Genomic DNA, 13,775 nt, shown 5'->3' on the forward strand with positions numbered 1-13,775 from the left:
GGCTCAGTCCCTGTGCGCGTAGCGAAGACGTGCCGTGACGGCGGTTGCGCGACCGACCAGGGTGCCGGCACAGAGGGTCGCGAGCATGGCAGCAAAAAACCGCACGGGTGCGAGAGCGGGCGACTGAACGGCGCCGACCGCATCGAGGGAAACGGAGAGCACCAGGACGAGGGACACCCACAACAGCACCCGCTTGGTGGCGGGCCGCGCCTGGAAGCGGGGCCGATAGGCGTCGATCTGCACCTGCATCGTGAAGCCGCGGGCAGCACCGGCGGTCAGGCCAACCAACAGGGCGGCGCCGAATTGCCAGGACGGGTGGTTGGCCGCGAGCTGGATCAGCACCAGACCGAAGGCGACGGCACAGCCCAGGAAGGGCGGAACGAACAGTCGCCATACCGATACATACGGCCGGCGGACCTCGCGCAGCGCCAGATAGGCGCAGCCGATGGCGCCTATGGCCAGCAGGCCATGCAGAATATTCAGCTGGAAGATCATCTCCGAAGCCCTACCGCTGGCCACCGCCCCCGGTAGCCGCGCCCACATCCTCTGCATGCTGTTTTTTCAGCTTGCCTGCCAGTAGATTCTTGCCAAGCCATGGCCTTGGCCTACAACCCGACTTTGATTATATCCAGCGGCCGTTTCGCACACCTTACGAGAGGAAGAGATGGACGACGCCGGCGCATCGGCGAGCCGACCTGAAGAGGCGGCCCGCTCTCAGACCCACCCATTCCAGGCGGAGGTCGCCGAGCTTCTGAACCTCATGGTTCATTCGGTCTATTCCGAGACCGACATTTTCCTGCGCGAGCTGATCTCCAACGGGTCGGACGCCTGCGACAAGCTGCGCTACGAGTCGATCGCCCGACCGGAGCTCCTGGCTGGTGCCGACAGATTCGCCATTCGAATTCTGCCAGACAAGGCGACAGGCACGCTTTCGATCGCCGACACCGGCATCGGCATGGACCGCCAGGAGCTGATCGACAATCTCGGCACGGTTGCCCGCTCCGGGACGAAGGCCTTCCTGAAGGGCCTGTCGGAGGCCAAGGAAGGAGCCGGGCTGATCGGCCAGTTCGGCATCGGCTTCTACGCCGCCTTCATGGTTGCCGACCGCATCACGGTGACGAGCCGCCGCGCCGGCTCCGGCGAAGCCTGGGTCTGGACGTCCTCCGGCGGTGCCGGCTTCGACGTCGCTCCGGCGAGTGCCGAGCAGGCGGCGCGCGTGCCGCGCGGCACGGAAATCCTCCTTCACCTCAAGGAGGACGCCAAGCGGTATCTCGAGCCGTTCGAGCTCGAGCGGATCATCAGGAGCTATTCGGACCATATCCTGTTCCCGATCGAGCTGGTCGACGACAAGGGCGAGGCGCGACAGGTCAATGCCGCGAGCGCGCTGTGGCAGCGATCGAAGTCGGAGCTGAAGCAGGAGGACTACACGCAGGCCTATCGCTCGCTCGCCATGGCCTTCGATGAGCCGGCGCTCACGCTGCACTACAAGGTCGAAGGCCGGCAGTCCTATGCCGTCCTGCTGTTCATTCCCAGCACGCCGCCCTTCGATCTCGCCGACCCGATCCGCAAGGGCCGCGTTAAGCTCTACGTCCGCCGCGTGTTCATCACCGACGATGCCGACCTGCTGCCGGCGTGGCTTCGTTTCGTGCGTGGCGTCGTCGACAGCGAGGATCTGCCGCTCAACGTCTCGCGCGAGATGCTGCAGAACAATCCGCAAGTGACGCAGATCCGCAACGGACTGACCGGCCGGGTGCTGGGCGAGCTGGAGAGCACGGCGACGAAGGACGCCGAAGCCTACGCCAAGATCTGGGAAGCCTTTGGTCCTGTCCTGAAGGAAGGCCTTTACGAAGACCGCGAGCGGCGCGACCAGCTGCTCGCCCTGGCGCGCTTTTCCACCACGGCTGGCAGCGGCATGCGCAGCCTCGAAGCCTACGTCGCGGATCTCAAGCCCAATCAGACCGAGATCTACTACCTGGTGGGCGAAAGCGCCGAGCGGATCAGGTCCAATCCCAAGCTCGAGGCGGCGCGGGCGCGCGGCATCGAGGTCCTGCTTCTCACCGATCCGATCGACGCTTTCTGGACCGTGATGCCGCAGGAGCTCGGCGGCAAGAAGCTGAAGTCGCTGAGCCAGGGCGATGTGGATTTCGGGCTGATTCCCCTGCTCGACAAGCGCGAGGCCGATCAGCCGGAACGCGAGGCCGCCAAGCAGGACGATGAAGCCCTGATCGCGAGCGTGAAGGCGATGCTCGGCGACACGGTCTCCGACGTGCGCGCCTCTCAGCGTTTGACCGACAGCGCGGCGTGCCTGGTTGCGACCGCACAGGGACGCGATCGCGAGCTCGAACGCCTGCTCGCCCGCCAGAACCGCGGCGGCGTCACCAAGCCGATTCTCGAGCTGAACATGCGGCACGACCTGGTGTGCGCCCTGGCCGCCGCCCACGCCGACAAGCGCGAAGCGGAAGCGGCCGACATCGCTTTCCTGCTGCTCGACCAGGCGCACATCCTCGACGGCGAGATGCCGTCCGATCCGGCCGCCTTCGCCAAACGTCTGAACGCGCTGGTCGTGCGCGGCTTGCGCGCGGGGTAGCAATCGGCCTCCCCGGCGTTGCCGCCAGGAAGGGGACACATCTCCAATTCTCCCTGTCCTACGCAAGAGGGGGGGGCGACAATCGATGGGCTGCGTCGTCTCGGAAGGATTCCTCGCGACGCTCGGGACATCCCGAAGACAGCGCATGCGCTCGGCGAAACCGAGGGGAGGCGTCGCTTCGCACCCCGGCGATGGCTCGACCACGTGCACTGATCGGCCTATCCTTGCCCGGTTGCGAGCGACATGAGTTCCGGGAGGCCAGCATGACGATCACGGTCAAGCCACGACATCCTGCCCTTGGCGCGGAAGTCCGCGGCATCGATATGCACCAGCCCGTGGACGCCGAGACGCTGAAAGCGGTGAGCGACGCCTGGATGAAGCATCTGGTGCTGGTCTTTCCCGAGCAGCACATCACCGATCGCGAGCACGTCACCTTCACGCGCCATTTCGGCGACGTCGAGATCTTCCACCAGACGTCGCTCCATCTGCGGTCGGACAGGGTGGCGGAAATCTTCCTTGTCTCGAATGTCGACGAGGAGGGGCGCCTGATGCGTCCCTCGGAGCCGTCGCAGAAGCAGCTCTCCTCGTCGCAGCAGTGGCACACCGACAGCAGCTATCGGCCGCTTCCCAGCATGGGCTCGCTGCTGCATGGCATCGAGATCAGCCGCACCGGCGGGATCACCCAGTTCATCAACATGTACATGGTCTACGACGACCTGCCGGAAAGCCTGCGCCGCGACGTGGAAGGCCGCAGGGCGCGGCATGATTTCAGCATGCTGCACAGGGTTGTCGGCTCGCCGGCGCCGACGCCGGAGGAGCAGGCGGCGATGCCGCCGGTCTGGCATCCGATGGTGCGCCGCCACCCCGTCACGGGACGCAAGTCGCTCTATATCAGCTCGATCTACAACGACGCTGTCGAAGGGATGGACGAGGCCGCAGCATGCCGCTTGATCGCAGATCTCACCGCGTTCGCCGCCCAGCCGAAATACATGTACCGGCACGAATGGGAGCCGGACGACGTCCTGATGTGGGACAACCGCTGCACCGTCCATGCGGTCACGCCGCATGACCCCAACGAACGCCGCGTCATGCATCGCACCACCATCGTCGGTCGCGAGCCGGTCATGGCTGCCTGATGCTGTCATCCCGCGCGCAGCGAGGGCTTTCCCTTCATGAAGGCCACGGGTTCGCCAGAGCGTGACCTTATCGCCCGGCTGTTTGCGGCCGAGCGAAAGCTGCTCCCGCTCAGGCAACGCCGCCGGGGCTTCCGCCGAAGCCGTCGCTGCGGGCAAGGGCCGCGAAGGACAGGTCGTAGGCCTGCAGGATACCGACCAACACCGTCTGCGGATCGGCCGTGACGGCATGCAGCAGGGCCGCCGCGTCGGCACCGTCGTCGGCCGCAGTCCACGGCACATTGAAGCGCTGCTGCTCGTGGACGTAGCCGAGACTCACGGCGACCTTGCCCATCAAGGTCGTGATGTCCTGGAACTGCGTCGTGTTCTGGGCGCCGCTCATGATGTCGGTCAGGACCGAGCCCACGAACTTGCCCGATGACAGGGTGTCCCGGATCTGGCTTGTCCAGTAGGACAGCCCGCCAATGTCGACCGAACGGTTGAACAGGTTATTGTAGACGGTATCGAGGAAGCTGCCGATCTGGCTGTCGCTCGCGCCGAACGGGTTCAGGAGGAAGGGATAGAGGCTCTGCGCCTCGTCGCTGACGGCGAACGAGCTGGCGATGTTGCCGAACAGCGTGGCCGCGCCCTGGCTGGGCGCGCCGACGGCGAACTCATGGACCCAGAATCCGAAGCCGCCCTTGTCGGCGCCGCGGCCGAAGAAGGCGGTGTAGGTCGCGGCAACCTGCTCTTCGGCCGTGAGCCTTGCAAGGTCGAGGGTGGCATCCGCCGTCAAAGGCGTGACATAGATCAGGGCATGCTCGTCGCTGGAGCTGCCGACGCCGGCGGCGCGGTAGCTGAAGCTGTCGATGCCGAAGAAGCCCGCGTCGGGCGTGTAGTCGAAACCGCCGTCGGCGGCGAGGCTGAGCGTGCCATGGGCGGGGCCGGTCAGGAGACTCGCGGTCAACGGCACGGTGCTGCCGTCATTGAACAGCACGCCGCTCGCGGCGCCGATGTGCAGCGCCTGGCCCGGGAAATCGATGTAGGCGTCGTCGTGCGCTTCCGGCGGCAGCGACGGCAGCACGTCGTCGTTGCGGATGGTTCCCGTCGCGCTCGCGGTGCCGATGGCGACGCCGGGCGACGGATTCGAGAGGGTCACGGAAAAGGTCTCGTCTGCCTCCTTCACGACGTCGCCGGCGACGTCCACCAGGATGGTCTTGACCGTTTCGCCCGGCGCAAAGCTCACCGTGCCGCCAGCGAACGCGTTGCCGGCAAAATCCGAGGAAACCGCCGGGTCGCCGCCGGAGAAGGAGACCGCATAGTCGACGCTCTGGCCGGCCGAGGTATCGCCGGTCAACGTGACCAGGAACGTGAACGGCGTCGTGCCCGCATTGCCTTCGGGCCTGGAGGCCGAGAGGGCGGCGATCGATATCGACAGATCGTCGTTCTGGATGGTCGCGGATGCCGACGTCGTGCCCATCGCCAGGCCAGCCGACGCATTGGCCAGGATCACGTCGAAGCTCTCGTCGAATTCCGGCGCGGCATCGCCCGACACCAGAAGCGTCACCGTCTTGCTGGTCTCGCCGGCCGCGAACGTCACCGTGCCGAACGGCAGCGCCCCGCCGAAGTCGGCGGCATTGGCAGCGTGAGCGCCGGACCCCGCGACCGACCAGTCGACGGTCTGGGTGGCCGTGCCCGCTTGGTCCAGCGACACCGCGAAGGCGAAGGCAGTCGTGCCGCTGTTGCCCTCGGCCTTGGCGGCCGACTGCGCGGCGATCGAGACCGTCGACGTGTCGTCGTTCAGGATCGTGCCGCTCGCCGTCGCGGTGATGACGTCGACATTGCCCGAGGCGTTCGACAGCGTGACCTTGAAGCCTTCGTCGAACTCGACCGACGAGTCGCCCGACACCAGCACAGTGAGCACCTTGCTGGTCTCGCCGGCTGCAAACGTCACCGTGCCGGCTGGCGTCGTGCCGCCGAAATCGGTGGCATCGGCGGCGTGTGCGCCGCTGCCGGACACGGACCAGTCGACCGTCGTCGCCGAGGTGTTTGCCGTGTCGAGGCTGAGGACGAAGGTGAGGGGCGTCGATCCGCTGCCGCCCTCGGCGCGCACGGCCGCCAGCGGTGCGATGGTCAGCGCCGAGCCGTCGTCGTTCACGACAGTGCCGCTGGCCGAGGAGATACCCAGGGCGAGGCCGGCCGACGGGTTCGACAGCGCGAGCGAAAAGCCTTCGTCGAGCTCGGGCGCCAGATCGCCCGATACGGCGACGCTCACGACCTCGCTGGTCTCGCCCGGCGCGAACGTCACGACGCCGCTTGGCAAGCTGCCGCCGAAATCGGCGGCGTCGGCCGGATGCGTGCCGGAGCCGGTCACGGTCCAAACGACCGTCTGGCTCGCGACCGCGGGCTGGTTCAGGGTCAGCGTGAAGGTGAAGCCGGTCGTGCCGGCATTGCCCTCGGCTTGCGTCGCCGCCAGGGCGGCCACCGAGACCGCGGGCTTGTCGTCGTCCTGGATGATCCCGTGCGCGCTCGTCGTGCCAAGGAGAATGCCCGCCGACGGGCTAGCCAGCGTGACGGTAAACTCTTCGTCGAACTCGACCGTCGGGTCCCCCGTCACCGCGACGGTCACGGTCTTGCTGACCTCGCCGGCCGCGAAGGTGATCGCGCCTGACGGCAGCGTGCTGCCGAAGTCGGCAGCATTGGCGGCATGCGTTCCCGACCCCGTCACCGACCAGGCAATGGTCTGGTCGGCGAGGGCGGCCTGATCGAGCCTCACGGTGAAGGTGAACAGGGTCGTGCCGCTGTCGCCCTCCGGCTTCTCCGCCGAGAGGGCGGCGATCGATGCCACCGAGCCATCGTCGTTGCGAATCGTCCCGATGGCTGTCGCCGTGCCCATCACCAGGCCGGCCGATGCGTTCGACAGGCTGACAGCGAATCCTTCGTCGAGCTCGACGGCGGTGTCGCCCGATATCAGCACTGTCACGATCTTGCTGGTCTCGCCGGCGCCGAAGATCACCGAGCCGGACGGCAGTACGCCATCGAAATCCAGGGGCGAGGCAGGATGTGCGCCCGATCCGGACACGCTCCAGTCGACTGTCTCGGCGGTGACCGCGGCCTGGTCGAGCGACACCACGAAGGTGAAGGCGGTGGAGCCGCTGTTGCTTTCCGCCTTGTCGGCCGTCAGCACGGCGATCGACACGGCGGCCTTGTCGTCGTTCTGGATCGTTCCGGTCGCGGCCGAAACGCCGATCGCCAGGCCGGCCGAAGCGGTCGACAGGGTGACGTCGAATTCTTCGTCGAACTCCACGGCGCCGTCGCCTGCGACATCGATGGTCACGGTCGTGCTGATTTCGCCGGCGGCGAAGGTGACCATTCCCGACGGCAGGCCCCCGACGAAATCTGTCCCATCGGCGGCATGCGGACCCGTGCCCACCACAGACCAGAGGACAGACTGCTCGGTCGCGCCGGCCTGGTCGAGGCTCAGGGTGAACGTGAACGAGGTGGAGACGCTGCCGCCTTCGGGCTTGACCGCCGACAACGGCGCGATCGACACCACGGACCGGTCGTCGTTCACGATTGTCCCGCTGGCCGACGTCGTGCCGAGCGCGAGACCCGACGACGCGTTGGACAGGGTAACCACGAAGATCTCGTCGAACTCTACGGCGGAGTCGCCGGAAACCGTCACGGTCACGACCTTGCTGGTCTCACCGACCCCGAAGGTCAGCGATCCCCCGGGCAGGCTGCCGCCAAAGTCGGCGGCGTTGGCGCCATGCGGACCGGATCCGACGACCGCCCAGTCGAGTGTCTGGCTGGCGAGACCGGCCTGGTCGAGGCTGACCGTGAAGGTAAAGGATGCCGTGCCGCTGTCGCCTTCGGGCCGGTTTGCCGACACCGCGGCGATGGACGCCACCGGCTTGTCGTCGTTCTGGATGGTGCCCGCGGCCGAGGTCGTTCCGAGCACCAGCCCCGACGAGGCATTTGCCAGGGTGACCGAGAATCCCTCGTCGAGCTCGACGGCGCCGTCGGCCGCAACCTGCACCGTCACGGTCTTGCTGGTCTCGCCGGCGGCGAAGGTCACGCTTCCGGACGGCAGGGCGCCGGCGAAATCGGCGGCAGAAGCGGCGTGGGCACCGATCCCGGCCACCGACCAGTCGACGCTTTGAGCCGTCACGCTCGCCTGGCCCAGGGATACCGTAAAGGTGAAGGCGGTCGTGCCGCCGCCATCGCCCTCGGCTTTCGCGGCCGACGCGGCGGCGATCGACACGACCGCGACGTCGTCGTTCCGGATGACGCCGCTCGCCGTCTCCACGCCGAGGAAGAGCCCGTCGGCCGGGTTGGACAGAGTGACGGTGAAGGTCTCGTCGAACTCGACCAGTGTGTCGCCCGAGACGAACACCCTCACGATCACGACCTGCTGGTTGGGCCCAAAGGTCACCGTCCCTGACGGCAGGATGCCGCCGAAGTCGGTGGCATCTGCCGGATGATCGACCGATCCCGTCACCGCCCAGTCGATCGTCGGTCCGTCGATCTCGAGGAGGTGATTGAGCCGCACCGTGAAGGTGAAGAGCGCCTGGCCGTCGTTGCCCTCCTCCTTCACCGCCGACAGGTCGGCGATCGATACGATCAGGCCGTCGTCGTTGTTGATCGTACCCGTGATCGACGATGCAGGTGCGAGCAAGAGGCCACTCGACGGATGGGCAAGGGCGACGGTGAAGGCCTCGCCGAACTCGAGCGCGGTGTCGCCCGACACCTCGAGTGTCACCGTCTTGGAGGTTTCGCCCGGCGCGAAGGTGACGGCGCCGGACGGAAAGGCGCCGCCGAAATCGGTGGCATCGGCCGGATGGGTGCCTGTGCCGATCACCGTCCATTCGATCGATTGGCTGGTGACGCTCGCCTGGTCGAGCGTGATCCTGAAGGTATAGGGCGCCGTCCCGGCATCGCCTTCGAGCACGCCTTCGGTCAGCGCCGTGATCGACACGGCCGAGCGGTCATCGTTCTGGATCGTGCCGCTGGCCGACGACGTGCCCAGGATCAGACCGCTCGAGACGTTCGACAGCGCGATCGTGAAGTCCTCGTCGAACTCGACCGCAGGGTCGCCCGACACCGCTACCGTGACGGTCTTGCTGGTTTCGCCGGCGGCAAAGCTCACGCTGCCGGAAGGCAGGGCTCCGCCGAAATCCGCCGAGCTGGCCGAATGCGCGCCCGACCCCGTCACGGCCCAGTCGACTGTCTGGCCGGTGACGGCTGCCTGGTCGAGGCTCACCGTGAAAGTGAAGGACGTGGAGCCGCTGTTGCCCTCGGGCTTGATCGCCGACAGGGCAGCGATCGATACGATCGAGTGATCGTCGTTCTGGATCGTCCCGCCCGCCGCGGCCGTGCCGAGCGCAAGGCCCGAGGAGGCGCCCGACAAGGTGACGAGGAACTCCTCGTCGAACTCGACAACCGTGTCCGCCGCCGCCGATACCGTCACGGTCCTGCTGGTGTCGCCGGCGAGGAAGGTCACGCTGCCAGACGGCAGCGATCCGCCGAAATCCGCCGCATTGGCGGCGTGCGCACCGCTGCCCGCCGCCGCCCAGTTGACCGTCTGGGAGCCGACGCCGGCCTGATCGAGACTGACGGTGAAGGTGAAGGACGTGGTGCCGCTGTTACCTTCGGACTTGTTGGCCGAGAGCGGCGCGATCGAGACGGTGGAGACGTCATCGTTCTGGATCGTGCCGCTCGCCGAGGAATTGCCCAGGATCAGGCCGGATGATGCGTTCGACAGGGTGACGGCGAAGTCTTCGTTGAACTCGATCGCGGAATCGCCGGCGACGAACACGCTGATCGTCTTGCTCGTCTCACCCGCCGCAAAGCTCACGCTGCCGGAAGGCAGCGATCCGCCGAAATCCGCGGCATTGGCGGCATGCGCGCCGGAGCCCGCCACTGTCCAGTCGACCGTTTGATCGACCAGCATGGCTCGGTCGAGCGTTACGGTGAATGTGAAGGCTGTGTTGCCGGTATTGCCTTCGGCCTTCACCGCCGACTGGGCCGCGATCGAGGCGGTCGCACGATCGTCCGTCTGGATCGTTCCGCTCGCGGTCGCCGTGCCGAGCGCCAGCCCGGACGAGGCGCCCGACAGGGTGACAGTGAGCTCTTCGTCGAACTCGATGGTGGTATCGCCGGATACCAGCACCGTCACGACCTTGCTGGTTTCGCCCGCGGCAAACGTCACCGAGCCGATCGGCAGGGCGCCGCCAAAATCGGCGGCATCCGCTGCATGGGCGCCCGAGCCCGTCACTGCCCAATTGACCGTCTGGCTGACCACGCCAGCCCGGTCGAGGCTCACCGTGAAGGTGAAGGATGTGGTGCCGCTGTCGCCTTCGGCCTTGATGGCCGCCAGGGGCGCAATCGAAACCGTCGAAACGTCGTCGTTCTGGATCGTGCCGGAGGCCGTCGCCGTGCCGAGCACCAGGCCGGACGAGGGGCTCGACAGGGTGACCGTGAACTCCTCGTCGAACTCGACCGTGCTGTCGCCCGCCACGGCGATGGTCACCGTCTCTGTCGTGTCGCCGGCGACGAACGTCACCGTTCCGATTGGGAGCGAGCCGCCGAAATCGGCGCCAGAGGCGGCATGCCCACCCGGGCCCGTCACCGCCCAATTGACCGTCTGGCTGACCACGCCGGCCCGGTCGAGGCTCACCGTGAAGGTGAAGGGCGTGGTGCCGCTGTTGCCTTCCGGCTTGACGGCCGACGCGGGTGCGATCGAGACCGTCGAGACGTCGTCGTTCTGAATCGTGCCGGTTGCGGTTGCCGTGCCGAGCACCAGGCCGGACGAGGGGCTCGACAGGGTGACCGTGAACTCCTCGTCGAACTCGACCGTGCTGTCGCCCGCCACGGCGATGGTCACCGTCTCTGTCGTGTCGCCGGCGACGAACGTCACCGTTCCCATCGGCAGCAAGCTGCCGAAATCGGCGCCGGTCGCGGCATGTCCGCCCGAGCCAGTGATGACGGCCCAGTGGACCGTCTGATCCGCCTCGGCAGCCTGATTGAGGGTCACCGTGAACGTGAAGGACGTGAAGCCGGTGTTGCCTTCCGGCTTGACGGCCGACGCGGGGGCGATCGAGACCGTCACGGCGTCGTCGTTCTGGATCGTGCCTGTGGCGGTTGCCGTGCCGAGCACCAGGCCAGGCGTGGGGTTCGACAGGACGACGCTGAAGTCTTCGTTGAACTCCGCGGCGACGTCGCCTGCCACTTGAATGGTTATGGTCGCCGACGTGTCGTAGTACGAGAACGTCACGAGGCCCGACGGCAGCGTCCCGCCGAAAAAATCGGAGGCATCGGCCGGATGTCCGCCGGCGTCGACTACCGCCCATTCGACCGATTCGAAGTTCGCGATCGACTGATCGATGCTCACCGTGAAGGTGAAAGCCGTTGTGCCGCCGTCGCCCTCGGGATGAACGGCCGAGAGCGGGGTGATCGACACGATCGGTGTATCGTCGTTCTGGATCGTGCCGGTGGCCGACGGGGCCATGATGAAGAGACCCGGCGATGGCGCCGACAGGGTGACCGTGAACTCTTCGTCGAGCTCGAGACTGGTATCGCCCGACACCGAGATCGAGATGGTCTTGCTGGTTTCGGTCGGGGCGAAGTGCACGAAGCCGGAAGGCCAATTCCCACCGAAATCGGCCGCGTCCGCACCCGTGCCTACAACGTCCCAGTCGAGGCTCTGCTCCTGGGTAATGTCGCCCGACCGCGTGACGGTGAAGGTGAAGAGCGTGGTGCCGGACTGGCCCTCCGCTTTGATCGCATCCGTGGCCGTGATGACAACCGTGCTCACCGACCGGACGTAGATGTCGCTCGATCCGTTGTCGCCGCCATTCACCAGGTTCGTCGCGGCGCTGTAGAAGGCGAGCCGGTTGCCGTCAGCCGACAGGACGAACTCGCTTGATCCGTTGCCCCCGGACGTCTCGACGTTCGATGAATTCGTCGAGACACGCGCAATCTGCCCGGTGAACAGGTCCTTGACGAAAATGTCAGCGACACCGTTCGTGTCGCCGGCCACCAAATTCGATGCGACGCTCGCGAAGAATATTCGCGCTCCATCCGGCGAGAAGACGGCTCCCCACGAGGCGCCATTGGCCTGCGATCCCGTGGCGTCGGTGGAGATGCGCGTGATCGAGCCGTCCAGGCTCTTGATGAAGATATCGGCGACGCCGTTGGTATCGCCGGCGATCAGGTTGGTGGCTTCGCTGGTGAAGGCCACCCTGCCGTTGGGCGAAAACACGGGGCCGGACGAGTCGCCGTTCGCTTGAACGCCGCTCGCGTTCACCGAGACACGGACGATGGCGCCACCGGACAAGGTCTTGACGAAGACGTCGGCCACATCGTTGGTGTCGCCTGCCACCAGGTTGTCGGCGACACTGACGAACGCCACCCTGCTGGCGTCCGGCGAGAAGATGGGCTCGGAGGAATATCCGCCGCCTTCGCCATCGCCTGCGGCCTCGTCTCCCAGCACCGTCGTGTTGACCCGCTGGATCGCGCCTGTGGTCAGATCCTTGACGAAGATATCCTCGGTTCCGTTGGTGTCGTCGGCAACCAGGTTGTTGGCATTGCTTACGAAGACGATCTTCGTGCCGTTGGCCGAGAAGGACGGCGAATCCGAGAAACCGTTGGACTCATTGCCGAGGGCATCGGTCGACACCCGCGTGATGGTCCCGTTGCTCCAGACAAAAATGTCCGTCGTGAAATTGCCGTCGCCCACCACCAGATTGCTTGCCTGGCTGACGAAGGCGATTTTTCCACCCGCCGGGGAAAAGACGGGGGAGAAAGAGCTGTTGTTCGCTTCGTCTCCGAGAAAGCCCATCGTAATGCGTTGGACGAGGCCGGTCGTCAGGTCCTTGACGAAGATGTCGCTGGCGTCGTTGCCATCGCCGGACACGAGGTTGTCGGCACGGCTGGCGAAGGCGGCCAGGGTGCCGCCCGGCGAAAGGGCGGGATCGAAGGAATCATCGTTGCCCTCCACCGCCTGCGGATTGATCGAGGCGCGATAGACGACGCCTCCGCCGTCGAGGATCGTGCCGTAGGCGGTCGCCGTATTGATCGAAAGGTCGGGGCTGGGATTGAGCAGCGTGACGCTGAAGAACTCGGTCGGCTCGGCCGCCACACCGCCCTGGACGTTCACCGTGATGGTTGCCGAGGTCTGGTTGATGGCGAAGTTCAGGGTGCCCGAGGGAAAGACCCCTCCGACGAAATCCTCCGCCGTGGCGGCATTGGGTCCGCCTCCCGAGACCTGCCAGTCGACGGTCTGTGCCGCCGAGAAATCAATACCGCGCGTGACCGTGAAGGTGAAGGTCGACGTGCCAAAGAAACCTTCCGCCTTGAAGGCAATCGTCGGCGCAATCGCCACGACGGCTGGGCCGAGCAGCTGGGCATAGCCGCCGCCGTCGATTGCCAGGGCTTCGATCGCCCCGCTGGCCACTTCCAGGGTCCAGTTGCCGCCCAGCGCCGCGGCCCCGGTCCGATCCGCCGATGCAGCGACGTCGGCGCCGATGAGGTTCGCCAGCACGTCGACGAAGGCGCGGCCGATCTCGCCCTGTCCGACCTCGCAGCCGTAGAGGAGAAGGTCGCCGGTCTCCGACAGGGACCCGCCGATCTCCGCCAGGGCGGAGGCTTCAGCCGTCAGGCTCGCCGCATCGACCACCGAGCTGCCGAGGAGGAGGGCGCCTTCCCGGCCATGCGAGACGATCTGGATGGAGTCGAGGTTCGAATAACGTGCGACGATACGGCGGATCTGGCCGATGCCATCTTCGCCGGGCGACAGGATGTACCAGGTGCTGCCGGCGGGCAGCCCCGCCACGATCGATTGCGGGTCTTCCACCCGCCAATCGATGAAGATGACATTGGACGTCATAGTTGAAGAAGAACCCCCGGACCGCCCGACCATGACCCTGGCGTGGGTCGCTTGCAGCCGGGCCGTTCCCCACACGTTCGCACTGTCCGCCCGGACGGCGGTAGCCGCTGCAATGACCGAACGAACGTCCCCGTCTGACCAAGTCTGCGCCGGCAGTCAATCCACCGACAAAGTGGTGGATTTGTGA

The 13,775-nt window shown here is 66.4% G+C and carries 4 protein-coding genes; 2 read left to right on the forward strand and 2 right to left on the reverse strand.

The window, feature by feature from the left end; translation table 11 throughout:
* Window positions 1-3: 3 nt before the first annotated feature.
* On the reverse strand, window positions 4-495 hold the full coding sequence (locus ACILR9_RS15985; RefSeq protein WP_395710939.1) for a hypothetical protein: 492 nt from the start codon (window positions 493-495) through the stop codon (window positions 4-6).
* Between the two features lie 169 nt (window positions 496-664).
* On the opposite strand from ACILR9_RS15985, the gene htpG reads away from it, so the two are divergent.
* Entirely contained in the window at window positions 665-2,587 is a 1,923-nt protein-coding gene (gene htpG, locus ACILR9_RS15990) for a molecular chaperone HtpG (protein WP_395710940.1), read from the forward strand.
* A 263-nt stretch (window positions 2,588-2,850) separates the two neighbouring features.
* Complete coding sequence (locus tag ACILR9_RS15995; RefSeq protein ID WP_395710941.1) at window positions 2,851-3,723, forward strand: TauD/TfdA dioxygenase family protein; 873 nt, start codon at window positions 2,851-2,853, stop codon at window positions 3,721-3,723.
* Window positions 3,724-3,832: 109 nt separating this feature from the next.
* Here the strand turns inward: ACILR9_RS15995 and ACILR9_RS16000 are convergent, their stop codons facing one another.
* The gene (locus tag ACILR9_RS16000) at window positions 3,833-13,588 is read right to left on the reverse strand and encodes a Calx-beta domain-containing protein (protein WP_395710942.1); all 9,756 of its coding nucleotides are present in this window, start codon (window positions 13,586-13,588) and stop codon (window positions 3,833-3,835) included.
* Window positions 13,589-13,775: the final 187 nt, after the last annotated feature.

The sequence above is a fragment of the Reyranella sp. genome (genome assembly GCF_044224635.1).
Taxonomy (GTDB): Bacteria; Pseudomonadota; Alphaproteobacteria; order Reyranellales; family Reyranellaceae; genus Reyranella.